This is a genomic window from Streptomyces sp. NPDC046349, assembly GCF_055587885.1.
Map to the genome: position 1 here is coordinate 157,114 of NZ_JBVJFK010000010.1, position 17,095 is coordinate 174,208.

At 72.1% G+C, this 17,095-nt stretch carries 13 protein-coding genes; 5 read left to right on the top strand and 8 right to left on the bottom strand.

Going from position 1 to position 17,095, the window contains the following annotated elements; all coding sequences use genetic code 11:
- Positions 1–10: 10 nt before the first annotated feature.
- Positions 11–1,108, bottom strand: a complete 1,098-nt coding sequence (locus ACZ6JS_RS24065) for a SchA/CurD-like domain-containing protein (protein WP_469300783.1) — start codon at positions 1,106–1,108, stop codon at positions 11–13.
- A 274-nt stretch (positions 1,109–1,382) separates the two neighbouring features.
- On the opposite strand from ACZ6JS_RS24065, the gene ACZ6JS_RS24070 reads away from it, so the two are divergent.
- A complete protein-coding gene (locus ACZ6JS_RS24070; RefSeq protein ID WP_469300784.1) occupies positions 1,383–3,017 on the top strand; it encodes an FAD-dependent oxidoreductase in 1,635 nt (544 codons plus the stop codon).
- A gap of 526 nt (positions 3,018–3,543) precedes the next feature.
- A complete protein-coding gene (locus tag ACZ6JS_RS24075; RefSeq protein WP_469300786.1) occupies positions 3,544–3,762 on the top strand; it encodes a hypothetical protein in 219 nt (72 codons plus the stop codon).
- 102 nt (positions 3,763–3,864) lie between these two features.
- On the opposite strand, the gene ACZ6JS_RS24080 is transcribed toward ACZ6JS_RS24075, so the two are convergent.
- The 7 genes from ACZ6JS_RS24080 to polX form a co-directional block, all read right to left on the bottom strand.
- Positions 3,865–6,876, bottom strand: coding sequence for an AAA family ATPase (locus tag ACZ6JS_RS24080; protein ID WP_469300787.1), 3,012 nt, complete (start codon positions 6,874–6,876; stop codon positions 3,865–3,867).
- A 1-nt stretch (position 6,877) separates the two neighbouring features.
- Positions 6,878–8,056 (bottom strand): exonuclease SbcCD subunit D, encoded by a 1,179-nt coding sequence (locus tag ACZ6JS_RS24085; protein ID WP_469300789.1) that lies wholly within the window; start codon positions 8,054–8,056, stop codon positions 6,878–6,880.
- Positions 8,057–8,258: 202 nt separating this feature from the next.
- Positions 8,259–8,558: a hypothetical protein gene (locus ACZ6JS_RS24090; protein ID WP_469300790.1), complete on the bottom strand. Its 300-nt coding sequence runs from the start codon at positions 8,556–8,558 to the stop codon at positions 8,259–8,261.
- Positions 8,559–8,743: 185 nt separating this feature from the next.
- A complete protein-coding gene (locus ACZ6JS_RS24095; protein ID WP_469300792.1) occupies positions 8,744–9,331 on the bottom strand; it encodes a GNAT family N-acetyltransferase in 588 nt (195 codons plus the stop codon).
- Positions 9,332–9,372: 41 nt separating this feature from the next.
- Entirely contained in the window at positions 9,373–9,885 is a 513-nt protein-coding gene (locus ACZ6JS_RS24100; RefSeq protein WP_469301054.1) for a MepB family protein, read from the bottom strand.
- A 643-nt stretch (positions 9,886–10,528) separates the two neighbouring features.
- Positions 10,529–12,556, bottom strand: a complete 2,028-nt coding sequence (locus ACZ6JS_RS24105) for a HelD family protein (RefSeq protein WP_469301055.1) — start codon at positions 12,554–12,556, stop codon at positions 10,529–10,531.
- Between the two features lie 247 nt (positions 12,557–12,803).
- Positions 12,804–14,528, bottom strand: coding sequence for a DNA polymerase/3'-5' exonuclease PolX (gene polX / locus ACZ6JS_RS24110; protein ID WP_469300793.1), 1,725 nt, complete (start codon positions 14,526–14,528; stop codon positions 12,804–12,806).
- 248 nt (positions 14,529–14,776) lie between these two features.
- Between polX and ACZ6JS_RS24115 the strand changes: the two genes are divergently transcribed.
- The 3 genes from ACZ6JS_RS24115 (at position 14,777) to ACZ6JS_RS24125 (ending at position 17,094) form a co-directional block, all read left to right on the top strand.
- Positions 14,777–15,850: a CapA family protein gene (locus ACZ6JS_RS24115; RefSeq protein ID WP_469301057.1), complete on the top strand. Its 1,074-nt coding sequence runs from the start codon at positions 14,777–14,779 to the stop codon at positions 15,848–15,850.
- Positions 15,851–15,953: 103 nt separating this feature from the next.
- Positions 15,954–16,496 carry a hypothetical protein gene (locus tag ACZ6JS_RS24120; protein WP_469300795.1) on the top strand — a complete coding sequence of 181 codons (543 nt, stop codon included), beginning with the start codon at positions 15,954–15,956 and terminating at the stop codon, positions 16,494–16,496.
- Position 16,497: 1 nt separating this feature from the next.
- Positions 16,498–17,094, top strand: a complete 597-nt coding sequence (locus ACZ6JS_RS24125) for a hypothetical protein (protein WP_469300796.1) — start codon at positions 16,498–16,500, stop codon at positions 17,092–17,094.
- Position 17,095 lies beyond the last annotated feature (1 nt).

A 17,095-nucleotide genomic window follows, 5' to 3' on the forward strand; every position in this document is an offset into this window, starting at 1 on the left:
TCCCGGGGGATCAGGACTGCGCCGGTGCCCGGCGGTCGGTGATCAGGTTCATGGTGTGGTGCGCGGCGCGACCCCGCCCGTCGGGCGCGACCGTCAGCCGGTCGAGCACGGCGGCCTTGCGGGGGCCCGAGACGCCGTAGACGGCCTCGGGGTCGGCCTTCAGCGGGCCGCGCACGTCGATCAGCCGGACGACGATGTCGTCGCGCTGGAAGATGCTGCTGCTCCGAACGGGGCTCGCGGACCGGTGTGCGGCGGCCTCGTCCTGCCGGGCGAGGAATCTGGCGAGCGCCTGGCCGCAGCCGGGCTTCGCCGGGTAGTAGATCGCGTGCCGCTGCACGTCGTCGGACTCGGGCTCCGGGGCGGCGATGTGGTGGACGGCCGGGACGGCGGCGCGCATGAAGAACATGCGGGCCGATTCGGGGTCGCCGAGGTCGCGGTCCTGTTCGAGGTAGGGGTTGATGGCCTCCTCCACGGCGCGCACCTCGGGTTGTTCCGAGACGTGCTTCAGGGCCGCCATCAGGTCGCCCTGGACCTCGACCGTCCGCACCACCCGGTTGCCGTGCATGAACAGCGAGGTGCGGCACAGGCGGGTGTGGTCGTCCACGCGGGCCGCCGGCGAGGCGTAGCTGGAGAGGATGGCCGCGACCTCCTTCTCGCTGCCCGGCTTGACGGTGAAGGTGAGGGCGTGGCGTACGATGCCGGCGCCCAGGCGGGGCGTGGACTGCAGGCGCGCCGTGGCCGGGCGGGACGCCTGGTCGTAGCCGCGGCCGGTCTCGCGCAGGACGGTGAACTTGAGCGGGCGCATGGAGCGGGCGCACGCGCCGAGCGGCCGTACCTGTTCGGCGTGGTGCTCGCTGTTGACCCAGGCGAGGTACTGCGGGGCGCTCTCCCACTCGCTCGTGATGAGCCACTGCGAGGGGTTCTCGAAGGACTGGCACAGCTGGTCGCTGATGTGGCCCGGGACCGACGCGATGTCGTTGCGGAGCTTTTCGTACGCCTCGAAGAACCGCTGCTGGGTCCCCTCGTGGAGATCCATCAGGAGGACGACCCGGAGCATGGAGCCGTCGAAGGCTGACTGCGACACCCGTTCGGACAGGGTGGTTGTCATCTACTCACTCCTTCATGAGGGGGTGGAGATCCATCGCGTACGGACCCCTCGTCCGTCACCGGTGGCGTCCGCCCGGGCCGGCGGCCGCCTCGCCGGGGATGGACAGGCCGGCGCGTCCCGGGGGAGCCGCTGTCGCTCATCGTCATCCGGGTAGGGGCGTACCGCTACATGTCGGGATCAAGCGGGTGACAACCGGCGAATCAACTGGGCCTCATCCCGGATCGGGGGCATAAAGAGTCCACTCCCCCACACAGAAAACAGGAGCCCGCAGCTGATGGAAGACAAAGCCGATGTTCGCGTACCGGTTCTCGTCGTGGGCGGCTCCCTCGTGGGCCTGTCCACCTCGCTTTTCCTGAGCCGCCACGGAGTGAGGCACCTGCTGGTAGAGAAGCACTCCGGTACCTCCCCGCACCCGCGCGGCCGTGGCATCAACGCCCGGACGATGGAGCTGTACCGCACAGCAGGGGCGGAGCACGCGATCCGCCGGGCGGCGTCCGTACTGGAGGGAATTCAGGGGATTCTGCAGGCGCGGTCGCTGACCGACACCGCCGACCACAACTGGCTCATCAAGTCCATCGACCCGTCCGGCGCGCTGGCGCGTTTCAGCCCGACGGAGTGGTGCCTGTGCAGCCAGAACAACATCGAGCCGGTGCTGGCGGAGCAGAGCCGGGCGCAGGGTGCCGACATCCGCTTCGGCACCGAGCTGATGAGCTTCGACCAGGACTCCACCGGGGTGAACGCCGTGGTGAAGGACCGCACGACGGGCGAGCACCTCACGGTGCGCGCGGACTTCCTGATCGCGGCGGACGGCCCGCGCAGCCCGGTACGCGAGCAGCTGCGGATCCCCCAGACGGGTAACGGCGAGCTGTTCCACAACGTGAGCGTCACCTTCCGCTCGGAGCGGCTGGTGAAGGTGCTGGGCGACCTGCGCTTCATCGTCTGCTACCTGATGCGCCCGGGGGCCGACGGGGCGCTGCTGCCCGTCGACAACGACACGCAGTGGGTCTTCCACGCTCCCTGGCACCCCGACCAGGGCGAAACCCTGGAGGACTTCACCGACGAGCGGTGCGTGGACCAGATCCGCGAGGCGGTCGGCGTACCCGACCTGGACGTGGAGATCGGCGGCAAGGCGCCGTGGCACGCGGCCGAACGGGTGGCCGAGCGGTATTCGTCCGGACGGGTGTTCCTCGCCGGGGACGCCGCCCACGAGATGTCGCCGACGGGGGCCTTCGGCTCCAACACCGGCATCCAGGACGCGCACAACCTGGCGTGGAAGATCGCCGCGGTGCTGAACGGGTGGGCGGGCATCGGGCTGCTCGACACCTACCAGACCGAGCGGCTGCCTGTGGCCAGGGCCACGAGCGAGCGGGCCTCGGCCCGTTCGGCCGAACACAGCCACCCGGGATACGTGCCTCCGCCCACCATGGGCGGCGGCCCCGGCAGCGGTGTCCTCACCACGGCGATGGCCTACTGCTACACGCAGGGCGCGCTCGTCGGCGGCGACCCGGGGCGGCCCGTCATCCCCGAGACGCTGCGGTCGATGGGCGACACCGGGACCCGGGCCCCGCACATGTGGCTGACCAGGGCCGGTGAGCGCATCTCCACCCTGGACCTGTACGAGCGTTCCTTCGTGCTGCTCAGCGGTGCGGGGACGCCGTGGCAGGCGGCCGCGGAGCAGGTGGCCCGGCAGCTGGAGGTGCGGCTGGACGCGTACACGATCGGCTCCGGGCCGGGGGCGGACCTGGTCCCGGAGGGCGGGGCGCCCTGGACCGAGGTCCACCGGCTGGGCGCCGACGGCGCCCTGCTCGTACGCCCGGACGGGTTCGTGGCCTGGCGCTCGGAAGGCGCCGCGGCCGACCCCGCGGCGGCGTTGCGCGAGGTCCTCTCGACGGTGCTGCGCCGGGCGTGACCACCCACGCCCCCCGTCCGCCGGCCGTGCGCGCGGCCGGCGGACGGGGTTCAGCGGCAGGTCCAGCAGCCTGCCCAGCAGCCGGTGTCGGGTGGGACGGTACGACGGCGGCCGGAGCCGCCGCCAGCTCCCCTCCCGGCGCCGCCGTTCGCGCCGCGGTCAACGTCACGCTCGAGGGACGTCCGGTTCGCGTAACAGGCGACGACGACCGCGATCGCGGCCAGTTCCTCCGGGGCGGCGACGCCCTTCTCCACACGCAGCAGGCTCGTTATCGGAACATCGTTCGACATCGGCACGGCCTCTCTCACGGGGGCTGCGCGTGCGCCCTGTCGCGTCGCGAGGGGCTGACCGGCTCGGCATCGACGCGGGCGGCACACGGGTGGCTCGGCGCGCTGACGGGACGTGTTCCGCATGCGCGAACCGGCCTGTGGGGTCCTGTCGTATCTCGAGGACTCCTGTCGCGACCGACGGTACAAGCGCCCGACGGACGCGGCATGCCGAGTCCGCCGTACCCGGCGGGACGGCCGTGAGCGGCCACCAGCCCCTGCTCTGCCGGGGGTGCGCCGGCCACCTGTACGCCGTCTGCACGACGGACCACACGGGTGGGAACAAGGTCGGGCAGTGGGAGGTCGACCACGAGATGCCCGTGTCGTGCCCGCTGGCGGGGCTGCTGCCGCTGACCGGGCGGGGTGTCTGCGTCCACGACCTGCCCGGAGCCGAGGAGGTGCTGGGCCCGCCCCGCTGACGTCGGGCGCATTGGGCCGCACGGGTGAGTTCCGTCCGCCGCGGCGATCGCCTCGGCGGACGGAACGTGTCATGGGCGGGTGCCCGCGGCGGGAGGCCGGCGTTACTGCTCCGCCTCGGTCAGCTGGGCGAGGGTCGAGCCGGTGGTCGTCTTGCGGATGTGGAGGCGGTGGGTGATGCGGCGCCGGAGTTCCGGGACGTGGCTGATGACTCCGACCGTACGGTCGTGCGCGCGCAGGGAGTCCAGGACGTCGAGGACCTTGTGGAGGGTGTCCTCGTCGAGGGTGCCGAAGCCTTCGTCGATGAAGAGGGTGTCGAGGGCCTGGCCGCCGGATTCGGCGGTGACGACGTCGGCCAGTCCGAGGGCGAGGGAGAGGGAGGCGAAGAAGGACTCGCCGCCGGAGAGGGTGTCGGTGTCGCGCTCCTTGCCCGTCCAGGAGTCGGTGATCTTCAGGCCGAGGCCGGAGCGGGCTCCGTGCGAGGCCCGCCCGTCGGAGTGGACGAGGCTGTAGCGGTGGTCCGACATGCGGGTGAGGCGGGTGTTGGCGGCGGCGACGACCTCTTCGAGCCGGGCGGCCAGGACGTAGGCCTCCAACTGCATGCGCAACCGGTTCCCGGGCGAGGTGCCGTTGATCAGGCCGTGCAGGTTGTCGACGGTGCGGTGGGCTCGTTCGGCGGGTTCGAGTTCCTCGATGCGGGTGCTGAGCCGGGCCAGCAGGTCCGCGAGGGCACGGGCGCGTGTGGCGGCGTGTGCGGCCCGGGCGGCCGCGCCGGTGTGGCGGGCGGTGGCGGCGTAGAGCCGCCCGGTGGCTTCCCCGGGGTCGGCGGGCGGCAGGGCCGCTGCCGCGGCGATGTCGGGTTCCTGCAGGCGTGCGGCGGCCACGGCGCGCTGCTCGCGCCACTGGTCGATCTCTCCTTCCAGGGTGCGGATCTCCTCGTCGGAGCGCTGCGCCCGTGCGGCGGCCTCCAGGGAGTCGAAGCCGGCCGAGCGGGCGGCCTGCTCCGCCGCCCGCGTCGACTCCTCGCGTTCGTTGGCCGCGCGCGCCGTGTCGCCGGAGTGTTCGGCCGCGGTGGTGAGGTGGTCGGCCGTCCGGGTGAACCGGGCGATGCGCCGGGCGAGGGTGGGGTCGTCGGCGCGGGCGTCGGTGATCTTCCGCTCGAGGTCCTCGGTCTGGTGGGCCAGTGCCTCGTAGGCGGCGTCGGCCGCGGCGAGCCGGGTGGCCGCCGCGGTACGGGCCTCGTCGGTCTGGGCGTGCCGGCGTTCCAGCGCGACGAGTTCCTCGGCCGCCGGACCGCTGTCGGCCGCGGCTTCGAGGGCTGCTGCCAGGAGGTCCCGCAGCGTGGCGCGTTCGGCGGTGAGGGCGGCCAGGGCGGTGTCTCCGCCCGCCTCGCCGCGGGCCGCCGCCGCCAGCTGGAGGAGTTGCTGCAGGCTGTCCCGGAGACCGCGCTCGGTGTCCTGGGCTTGGGCGTGGCGGGTCTCGGCCTGCTTCTCGTCGGCGGCCGTGGGCTGGTCGGGGTGCGGGGCGGCGGGGTTCGGATGGACGGGTGAACCGCAGACCGCGCAGGGCTCGCCGTCGGTGAGCCCGAGGGCGAGTTCGGCGGCCATGCCGTCCGTGCGCCTGCGACGGATGTCGATGTGTTCCCGCGCGGCCTCGCCCGTCGCGTTCTGCGCCGCCGCGAGTGCCTCCTCGGCCTCGCGGATCTGCCCGACGTGCGTGTCCCGGCGTTTCGCCGCGTCGACGCGGGTGTCGAGGAGATCCAGTGCAGTGGTGTGCCGGCGGCCGGCCTCCTCTGCCGTGCGTGCGGCTTCGAGGCGTGCGCGCAGCTGGGTGCGGCGCTGCGGCGCTTCGCCCAGCCAGGCCTCGGCATCGTTCAGGTCCTGGGCGAGTTCCTGGCGTTCGTCGTCCAGTTTCCGCAGGTCCGTCTTGTGCTGCTGGAGGGCGGCCTCGTCGGGCAGGAGTGCGTTCAGGGCTCCGATGTCGGCTCGCAGGCGCTGCCCGGCGCGGATGAGGTCGGCGGCGGCGAGCGCCGCGTGTTCGGGGCTCAGGACGGCCCGCGCCCGGCGCTCGTCCTCCTGCGCACGGACGTGCTGTCCGGCGGCGGTGGTCGCGGCTTCCAGCAGCGGGGCCACCTTCTGGCCCTGCAAGGCCTCCTGGCGTTGCCGGGCGAGGTCGGCCTGCCGGTCCGCCTGCTCGTCGAGGGCTTTGAGCCGGTCGCCCGCCTGGCGGTGGGCTCCCTGCCGGGAGGCCAGGTCGTGCACGGCGCGTTCGGCGTCGCGGAATGCGGCCAGTTCCTCCTCCGCCTGTCCGGCGGCGGTGGCTGCGTCGCGTTCGTGGACGACGGCCTTGGCGTGCAGGGCGGTCGCCCACGCGAGGGCGGGGCCCGTGAGGGTGGCGGGGTCGGCGGCGCGAGGGGCACCCTCGTGGGGCTCGAGCTCCTGCCCCGCCTCCTGCTGGATGCGTTCGGTCAGGTGCACGACGGCCGTACGGGCCTCGTCGCGCTGTTTGGCGAGGGCGTTCTTCCGTGCGGCCAGCCAGTTCTCGACGGACCCGAACCGGTGGGTGTGGAAGAGCTTGCCGAGCAGGTCCTTGCGGTCGGAGGCGCTCGCGCGCAGGAACTTGGTGAACTCGTTCTGCGGGAGGAGCACGACCTGGCAGAACTGCTGCCGGCTCATCCCCAGCAGTGTCTTGATCTCGTCCGCTGCTTCCCTGTGGGACCTGCTCAGTGCCTCCCAGCGGCCCTGTCCCGAGGGATCCGGGGACCATTGGCTGAGGTGGGTCTCGGCCGGCTGCTGGGTGGTTCCCTCTCCTCGGACCTTGGGCTTCTGCTGGGCGGGCACGCGTCGGATCCGCAACCTCTTCCCGGCGAGGGTGACTTCGAGCGTCACTTCGGTGAGGAGGCCGGCTGGCGCGTGGTCGCTGCGCAGCTGGAGTTTTCGGTCGCTGGGGGGCTCTCCGTAGAGGGCCACGCAGACGGCGGCGAAGAGGGTGCTCTTGCCGGCTCCGGTGTCGCCGTGCAGGAGGAACAGCCCGTCACGGGTCAGGGCGTCGAAGTCGACGGTGTGGGTGCCGGCGAAGGGGCCGAACGCCTGCAGGCGCAGGGTGTGCAGGCGCATGTCAGACGGCTTCCTTCTCCTGGGCGCTGATGCGGGAGTCGTCGATCGCTTCCCGCAGGAGGGAGCTCTCCTCGTCGGTGGGCTCGGTGCCGCGCACCGCGGTGATGAAGTCGTGGGTGATGTCGAGGTCGCCCCGGCCCCGCAGCCGCTCGCCGTAGGAGGTGGTGGCCTGGGCGGGAATGGAGGCGGGGGTGTGCTCGATGTGCAGGGTGTGGGGGAAGCGCTGCTTGAGGCGGGCCATCGGCTCGTAGGGGTGGGCGGTGTCCGTGAGCGTGACGTGCAGCCAGGACTCGACCAGGGTCTCCTGGGCCGGGTCGGTCAGCAGGTCCTCCAGGTGGCCGGTCAGGCGTGCCAGTGGAAGCTGCAGGTCCGGCGGTAACGCCGCGCGGGTCACGGTGGGCTCGGCGCTTCCCGGCAGGTCGACGAGTGTCAGCGACTTGTCGTGCCCGGTTTCGGAGAAGGAGTAGGCCAGTGGGGAGCCGCTGTAGTGGACCCGGTCGGTGACCCGTTGGGGGCGGTGCAGGTGGCCGAGGGCGGTGTAGTCGATGCCGTCGAAGACCCGGGCTCCGGCGTCGGCGACGCCGCCGACACTGATGTTGCGTTCGCTGCCGGTCTCGTCGGCCGGGGTGTCGCCGGCGGTGATGAAGGCGTGGGCGAGGACGACGGAGCGGGTCCCTTCGGGGCGTGTGGCCAGGTCGGCGCGGATGCGGTCCAGGGCGGAGGTGAGCACGGCCTGGTGGGAAACCGTCTCGGCGCCCAGTTGGGTGTGTACGAGGGTGGGCTCGAGGTAGGGCACCGCGTAGACGGCGACGGGTCCGTCGGCGTCCTCGAGGAGGATCGGGGTGCCGACGTCGGCCGGGTCGGTCCGCAGGTGCACCCGGGCCCGTGCCAGCAGGCGGGCTCCGACGCCCAGCCGGTGTGCGGAGTCGTGGTTCCCGCTGATCATGACGGTCGGTATGTCCAGGTCCGCCAGCTGGTGCAGGGCGTCGCTGAACAGGCGTACGGCGTCGAGTCCGGGAATGGCCCGGTCGTAGACGTCGCCCGCGACGAGCAGGGCGTCCACCTGGTGGGTCCGGACGGTTTCGCAGATGTGGTCGAGGACTTCGCGTTGGGCGTCGATCAGGTCTACTCCGTGGAACCGGCGGCCCAGGTGCCAGTCCGAAGTGTGCAGGAACCTCATGGGGCCAGACCGTAACCGCACCCACGGGGTCCACGGACGGTTTTGCCGATAGGCGGAACCGCAGACGCCGTTGCGGCGGCGGGTGCGAAAAGGTTTCCCCCCTTGGGCCGCGGCCACCGTCCCGGCGGAAAGAAATGGGGGGACGGATCACTTCCTCGGGCACCGATCGGTTCGCCCGTCGGCAGCCGGCCTCGATCCCGTGTCAGGTGACGGCGTCGGAGTCGGGGGTCCGGAGGTCGTAGAGGTAGGAGCGGTCGTCCTTGAAGCTGCGCCAGACGGCGGCCGGGGGTTCGGGTCCGTCGGCGCGGCCGTCGAGAGGGAGCGCGGTGACGAGCCCGTCGGCGATCTCGCAGTGCCAACCGTCCGTCGGGGACCAGACGCACAGCACGTTCCCGTCCGTTCGGCGGTAGGCGGGGCGGCCGTTGTGCTCGCCGTCGGGTTCGAACCGATGGCGGAGGCCGTCGACGTGGCGCACGAAGGTGAAGGATGCGGGTGAGGTCATGGTTTCGGGACTCTACGGGACGCATACCGCCGCCACCTGTCCGGGCAGGCCCCCGTTCCGGCGTGGTCGCCGCATGCCTCGCTACCGCTGCGGCCCTCGGGAGTCTCCCGCCGCCCGCCAGGATGGTCCACGGCGATGCGACGGCGCGCGGCCGCGTCCGGCCGGTCCCCGACCGGCGGCGCCGGTCAGCTCGCCCGGCGGGCGGCGGCGCTCTGCGCGGTCCGCGTCCTCCACTGGTCCGCCGTCGTCCGCCAGATGACGTCGATCCCCGACTCGCCGGGCGTGAGCGGCCCTTCGGGAGCCGGTACGCGCTCGATCTCGGTGAATCCCGAGCGTCGGGCGACGGCCCCGCTGGCATGGTTGGCGGCGTCGTGGTGGATCTCGATGCGGTCGGTGCCGTCCAGCCGGAAGCCCTCGGCGACGAGAGCCTCGACGGCCATGGTGACCAGGCCCCGCCCGGTCCAGGCAGGATGGAGCCAGTAGCCGATCTCGAGGCCGCCCGCTCCGATGCGGCGCATGAGACTGCAGCTGCCGATCACTTGGGCGTCCGAGGTGATCGCGTAGCCGAAGGTTCGCCCGGTCTCCCACTGCTCCCGGGCCTTGGCGAGGAATTCGGCGGTCTGCCGCCTGCCGGGGTCGGCGGCCCACGGCATCCACGGCACCAGATGGTCGAGCGACTCGTGGATCGCCCGTTCCAGGGCGTCGAGGTCGCTCATGCGCCAGCGGCGCAGGTCGGCACGGTGCGAGCGGAGGTTTTCGGCGGGCACATCCATGCACCGGATGTTCGCCCGGAACGGCTGCCCGCCACAACGCATTAAAGGCCGACCGCACCGGGGTGGTACAGCGCGTACGCACGGGAGATGTCGATCGGCTCGTCCTCGGACAGCGGGAGGAAGTGTTCCACCTGCCAGGCCTGCGTACTGCGGGCCTGCCGGCCGGTGGTCGTCACCCATGGCGGGTAGACGCGGAAGGCCCGCTTGCCGCCGATGCCGTTCGTCGACACGATGTTCCGCTCACGCAGCACCTCCCGGGGGAACACGAACTGCCCGAACCGGTCGCCCTCGCAGCTGCTCACGACGAGCAGATCGACAGGATCCGCCGCGTCGAAGGGCTGGATCGGCCCGCTCGCGGACCTCTTCCACACCGTGACGAACTGCCCGGTCCTGGTCGGTGTCGTCCTGGCCACGCGGAACCTGACCGAGAGACCGTCCAGGGTGAACTCGCACGCCCCGTAGTCGGCGCTCTCCGCCTCGGGCACCGCCCGCGAGCACGTGAAGCCACCCGGGTCGTACGCCAGCGCCTTGGCGCGCCGCAGGTCGTCCGGGATCCGCGACGAGACCTCGCCCCCCGCCCCCGCCTCGCGCACTCCGCCTTCCGTCGTCACGCCCCACATCCTGCCAGATCTCGAACATGCGAACGGATCGCGGCGCCCATGCCCCGCCCCCGCCGGGGCTCCGCCCACGCCGAGGCCGCGGCCACCCTCGGCCGATGTTCCCGCCGAGCCGCACCGGGCCGGGAGGTGCTCGTCGCGGCCCTTGACGGCCACGGGCGCAGAGCACAGTGGCCACCACTCTGAGAGCGCCTCAGAACCATGGACCCGGCTCCATCATCCTGAAGATCGCCATGGCCCCGACGCCGGCACCGAGCCGGGCCACGCCACGGTCGTCGACTACGTGTCCGTCCTGCGGTCGACGGGTGGTACGACACCGCCCCCCGACCACTCCCCCGACCATGCCGCCCACAACCCCGCCGTCCGGCAACCGCGACGCGTACCTTCACCAGCGGCCAGCCGGCCGGCTGCGTGAACGTCAACCGGTTCGGCTTCGGCCACTGAACCGGGCCTGCCCGCGGGCGCGGCCGGCGCGCCCCCGGTCGCGCGCGGGCCGGGGGCTCACGGGCTTCACGGATCGGGGCCGAGGCGAGGCCGGGGGACCGGGGGCGCCCGCGGGGGCGACGCGGGCGCCGAGCCGTCAGGCGGGCCGGACGGTGACGGTGCTGAGGCGCTTCGTGGCCCGGGTCAGGGCCACGTACAGGTCCCTTTCCCCACCCGGGCGGGCCGCGACGATCTCCTCGGGATCCACGACCACGACCCCGTCGAATTCGAGGCCGCGCGCTTCGGACGCCGGCACGACGCGTGCGTGGTGGGGCATGCCCCGGGCCGTCAGCTCGCTCACCCTGCTGTCCGCGCAGACCACTCCCAGCAGCTCGCCCGGATGCGCGGTGCTCTGGGCGCGGACTTCCCGGACGACGGCGGTGACCAACCCGTCCGGGGGTGCGCTCACGGTGCGGGGGCTCTCACCGCTGCGCAGTGACCGTGTGGGCTTCCGGTCCGGAGCGATCCGCGTGAGCAGGTCCCGGACGCCTTCCAGGATCTCCCGCGTGGTGCGGTAGCTGACGGTGAGGTCGTGCAGGGCGAACCGCGGTCCGACATGCGGGCTCAGTGCTTCCTGCCAGTCGCGTGCTGTCGCGGCCGGGCCTGCCTGGGCGAAGTCACCCACCAGTGTCATCGCCCTCGACGGGCAGCGGCGGACGATCATCCGCCATTGCATGGCGGTCAGTTCCTGCGCCTCGTCGACGACGACGTGCCCGTACGTCCGCTCGGGCGGGCCGTCGACCAGGCTCGCCGCCTCGTCCAGCAGCGGCACATCGGCATCGGTCCAGGGATCGTCCGGACCGCGCAGCAGGAGGGACCGCTCCTGCGCGGTCAGTCGGGGCAGGTGCTCGGCGAGCGCGTCGGCGTCCGTCAGGAGCGCCTTCACGAGGGCGCCGGGCAGCAGCCGCGGCCACAGCACTTCGACCGCCCGGTCGACGCCGGCGTCGTCGAGGAGCTCGGCGCGGATGGCGTCCAGGTCCAGCTCGTGGGCCGGACCCTGGTCGGCCGCACCTTCGACACGGCGCCGGGCCGCTCCCGTGAACCGGTCGAGGTCGATGCCCGTCATCCGTTCGGCATCGGCGTCGATCTGCTCCAGGAGGCCGCCCATGTCTCGTTGCATCGCATCGGTGACGGCGTCGACCAAGAGCTCTTTGAAGACCCGGCGCGCGGGGTTGTGCCCGGGTACGGCGGCCACGGCGGCGGCGCGTGCCGCGGCGACCTCCTCGCCGCGGAGGTGAACCCGTTCCCGTCCGACCCGCACGGTGAAGCCGCCCGCGGGGGCCTGGTGGACGCGCAGCAGACCGGCCAGGGCGTCGGCGAGGTCGCGGCCGCCCTTCAGACGCGCCGTGTCGAACGGGTCCACCGTGTCCGTGGACACTCCGGCCAGTTCCCGGCAGGTCGCCAGAACGACATCGTTCTCCCCGAGCGAGGGCAGGACCTGGGAGATGTAGTCGAGGAACCGGGAATGCGGGCCCACCACCAGGACACCCTCCTCCGCGGCGCGCGGGAACGCGTACAGGACGTAGGCCGCCCGGTGCAGGGCGACCACCGTCTTGCCGGTGCCGGGCCCGCCCTGCACCACAGTCACCCCGCGGTGCGCAGAGCGGACGATCTCGTCCTGCTCGGCCTGCAGGGTGGCGACGGCCGTGCGCATCCTGCCCGTGCGCCGTGCCGACAGGGCCTCGGTCAACCAGCCGTCCCCCACGACGTCCTCGTCGGTCGGAGCGGTCCCGTCCAGCAGCTCGTCGCTCACGGCGATGACCGTGCGCTCCTCGAGGCGCAGGTGCCGACGCCGGCGCACATCCATCGGGTGGACGGGTGTCGCCTCGTAGAAGGGCCGTGCGGCGTTCGCGCGCCAGTCCACGAGCAGAGGCAGGTCGTCCTCTTCCGTGTGCAGTCCGATCCGCCCGATGCGCAGGGCCGTGCCATCCATGTGGTCGATCCGCCCGAATACCAGCCCCTGTTCGGCGCCCTCCAGCCGGCGGATTTCCTCGGCCAGGCGCTCGGCGGTGATTTCTCTCTCGTATGCCTCACCGGCGCTGTCCGCCGGGGCCTTCAGTACGTTCGCTCGATCTGCCCGCGCCTTCGAAAGCCGCTCGGAGATTAACTCGTACAAGGAGGACACGTAATCCCGCTCCGCTGCAACCGCACGCACGGCGGGGTCATTTTTCATTTTCGACAACCGGGGGCTCCTTCGATTCGAGCCACACCATACGGTCAGGGTCCCCCGAAGTTAAGTCTTGACCTGCTCGGTGGATTCATGGCCCTGCGACGGATCGCCGACCGGCACGGCGAATCACATATTTCCGCCGTTTCAGTTATCGCCGATTCCGCCGAATCGGGAACCGGTGGATTCCGGTCCTCTGCCGGCGCTACCCCTTCTTGGCCAGGAAGCGGCGCAGTCTGGTCAGCGGCCAGGCGTTGATGACGTCGTCCGCGGTCAGCCAGCCGCGCTGCGCCGTCCCCACCCCGTAGCGCATGTAGGGCAGATGCGTGGTGGCGTGGGCGTCCGAGTTCACCGCGAACTTCACCCCGTACCGCTTCGCCCGCAGGATGTCCTCGTCGCGCAGGTCGAGCCGCTCGGGGTGGGCGTTGATCTCCAGAGCGGTGCCCGCCCGCGCGCAGGCCTCGAAGACGGCGTCGAAGTCGGCGTCGATGCCCGGGCGTTTGCCGATCCGGCGGGTCGTGGGATGGCCGATCACCGCGACGTGCGGGTTCTCGCAGGCGCGGATGAGGCGATGCGTCAGTTCCCGCCTGCTCTGATTGAAGTGCGAGTGCACCGAGGCCACACAGAGGTCGAAACCCGCGAGGAATTCGTCGGGCCAGTCCAGCGAGCCGTCGGGGCCGATGTTGAGTTCCGTACCGTGCAGCAGCCGCATCCTGTGGTGCCTGCCGTCCAGTTCGCGGACCCGTTCGCGCTGGGCGAGGATCTTCTCGCCGGTCATGCGCTGCATGGAGAGGTTGGGGGCGTGGTCGGTGACCGCGTAGTACGCGTAGCCCCTGGCGGCAGCGGCAGCGACCATGTCCTCCAGCGGGGCCAGTCCGTCCGTGAGGTCGGTGTGGGTGTGCAGATCGCCGCGGATGTCCTTGTCGTCGAGCAGGTCGGGGAGTTCGCCGCGCAGCCCGGCCGCGATCTCGCCGCGGTCCTCGCGCAGCGCCGGTGGGATCCAGGGCAGTCCGAGCCGGCCGTAGACGGACTCCTCGGTCTCCGAGGTGATGCTCTCGCCGCTCTCGGCGTCGAAGAGCCCGTACTCGGAGAGTTTGAGGCCCTGGCGCACGGCGAGTTCGCGGGTGCGGATGTTGTGGGCCTTGGATCCGGTGAAGTACTGCAGGCCGGCGCCCCAGGAGGCGGGCGGAAGGACGCGCAGGTCCACCTGCAGGCCCGTGGCGGTCCGTACGGAGGTCTTCTTCTCGCCGCGTGCGATGACCTCTGCGATGTACGGGAGGGAGGTCAGGGCCTCCATGAAGGGCGCGGACCTGCCCGCCGCCACCAGGATGTCGACATCGCCGATGGTCTCCCGCATGCGGCGCAGGGATCCCGCGTACGTGCAGCGGACGCAGCCCGGGACGGCGGACAGCTCGGCGACGAGCTGCTCGGCGACGTCCATGGCGGCGCCGACGAGGATCCGCCCCTCACCCGCCTTCTGGAGCAGCGAGATGCCGTGCAGGATGTTGTCCTCGGTGCGCTCGCCGAAGCCCTTGAGGTCGCGCAGCCGCTCCTGGTGGACGGCTTCGAGGAGCTGCTCGACGGAGGTGATGCCCAGCTCCTCGTACAGGGCCATGGCCTTGCGCGGTCCGAGCCCGGGGATGGTGATCAGTTCGCGCACGCCGGACGGCACTGAGGCCCTCGCCTCGTCGACGACGGACATGCGGCCGGTCCGCAGGAATTCGAGGATCTTGTCCGCGACCGACCGGCCGACGCCGGGGATCTCGCGCAGGCCCTTGGCGTCCAGGGCGGCGATGTCGCGGGGGTGGCCCCCGATGGCGCGGGCCGCCTTCTCGTAGGCGCGTGCCTTGAACCCTTCCCCGCCACGGATCGCGATGAGGTCCGCGTACTCCTGGAGCATCGCCTCGACCTGGTCGTTGGCTCGGGCCATGCCTCCAGGGTGCCTTTCGGACACCGGGCGGGCACGCCGGAAGGGCCGGCCGCCCGGGGCTTACAGGGCCGAAGGCCGCCCCGTGATCCCCGGCGGGCCCACGACGGCAGCCACGGCGCCCCGCCGAATTGTCGGATCGCCCGGATACGCCCGGTACGAGGACGCGCTCCTCCCCCTCGTGAGAGGACAGCCCTTAGCCTGAAGGGGTGGACGGTGCACGTGTGACGCTGTTCCTCGCAGGTGACGTGATGCTCGGCCGCGGCGTCGACCAGATCCTCCCGCACCCCGGTGACCCGGCCCTGCCGGAGGCGTACGTCCGCGATGCCCGCACCTACGTCGAGCTGGCCGAGGCCGTGAACGGCGCCGTCCCGCGCCGGGTGCCGTACACGTGGCCGTGGGGCGAGGCCCTGGCAATCCTCGACGCGGCGGCGCCGGATGCCCGGATCCTCAACCTGGAGACCTCGGTCACCGTGAGCGACGACCTCGCGCCCGGCAAGGCGGTCCACTACCGGATGCACCCGGCCAACCTCCCGGCTCTGGCCGTCGCCCGTCCCGACGTCAGCGTCCTCGCCAACAACCACGTCATGGACTACGGGCGGCGCGGGCTGGCCGAGACCCTCGACGTCCTCGCCGCCGCCGGGCTGCGGACGGCGGGCGCGGGCCGGGACCTCGACGAGGCGCGACGGCCCGCCGTGCTGCCCCTCCGCGGCGGCGGTCGCCTGCTGGTCTACTCGCTGGGAACGACGTCGAGCGGCATCCCCCACGACTGGGCGGCCGCCGCGCGGCGCAGCGGCGTCGACCTCGTCGACGAGTCCTCCCCGGCGGACGCGGCCGAGGTGACCGGCCGCATCCGGCGGGCGAAGCGGTCCGGCGACCTGGCGGTCGTCTCGGTCCACTGGGGTTCCAACTGGGGGTACGCCGTCCCGCGCGCACAGGTCCGCTTCGCACACGCGCTCGTCGACGGCGGCGCGGACGTCGTCCACGGGCACTCCTCGCACCATCCGCGGCCGATCGAGGTCTATCGGGGTCACGCGGTCCTCTACGGCTGCGGCGACCTGATCGACGACTACGAGGGCATCGGAGGCCACGAGCGGTACCGGGACGATCTCCGGCTGCTGTACCTCCTCCGGCTGGAGGCGGGAACCGGCCGCCTCGACGACGCGCGCCTGGTCCCCCTTCAGGTCCACCGGATGCGGCTGCGCAGGGCCGCCCCCGCGGACGCCGACCTGCTCGCCGAGGTGCTCACCCGCGCCGGCCGCGCCTTCGGCACCGCCGTGTCCCGTACGCGGGAGGGTGCGCTGCGTGTTCACGCGCACCGGTGAGCGCCCGTGCAGGGTACGTCCCGGTTTGGTCCGCCGCAGCGGGGGCAGCCGCGTGGCACACAGGCAAAGGCCCCCGGAACGGACCCCGGAATGGAGTGCGGACATGTCTACCACCACACTCGTAGTGGCGATCGTCATCGCGGCAGTCGTGGTGCTCGCGCTCATCGCGACGCTGTGGCTGTCGGCTCGCCGGCGCCACCTGCGCGACCGGTTCGGCCCCGAGTACGAGCGCACCGTACAGGAGGAGGGCGGCGCGATGGCCGCCGAGCGTGACCTGCGCGCCCGGGAGCAGCGGCACGAGAAGCTCGACATCAAGGAGCTCCCCGCCGAGCGGCGCCGCGAGTACGCGGAGGCCTGGAGCGACGTCCAGGAACACTTCGTGGACCGTCCGGAGACCTCCGTGGCGGAGGCGGACGACCTGGTGTCCCGGCTGATGGACGAGCGCGGCTACCCCACCGCCGAGTACGAGGGCCGGCTGCGCGACCTGTCCGTCGAACACGGCCGCACCCTCGACCACTACCGGGCCGCGCACGATGTCAAGGTGCGCAGCAGCGGGGGCCGGGCGACGACGGAGGAACTGCGTGGGGCGATGGTGCACTACCGCGCCCTGTTCGAAGAGCTTCTGACGGATCAGAGGAGTCGTTGACATGCGGATACGCGGAGAGCGGGAGGACCAGGACCGGGACACCGAATCCGGTCCGACCACCGAGGACATCATGAACTCGGGTGCGGACGACATGCACTCGGGTGCGGGCGACGAACGGCAGACGCCCCTCTACCCCGGGGAGGCCACGTCCGGGGGCCCGGACGGTGCAGGGACCGACGAGCCGGCCGGGAGCACCGGGACGGACGCGCCGACCGAGGCAGAGGCGGAGGCGACCTATCGTGCCGGCGCCCGCGAACAGATGGACGCCGGCACGGGCCGCGAGGACGTGGACGCCGGCACGGGACGCGAGGAGGCGGACGCCGGCACGGAGGAACCGTTGCTCGGTACGACGGACACCGAGGAGTACCGCAGGAGGTGGAGTGAGATCCAGGGCCGCTTCGTCGACGACCCGCAGGACGCCGTGAGGTCGGCGGACACCCTGGTGGCGGAGGTCATGCAGGCCCTGGCCGGCAGCTTCTCCACGCGCAAGCAGGGCCTGGAGGGACAGTGGGACCGCGGCGAGCAGGTCGCGACGGAGGACCTGCGGGTGGCGTTGCAGCACTATCGCTCGTTCTTCAACCGTCTCCTCAAGACCTGAA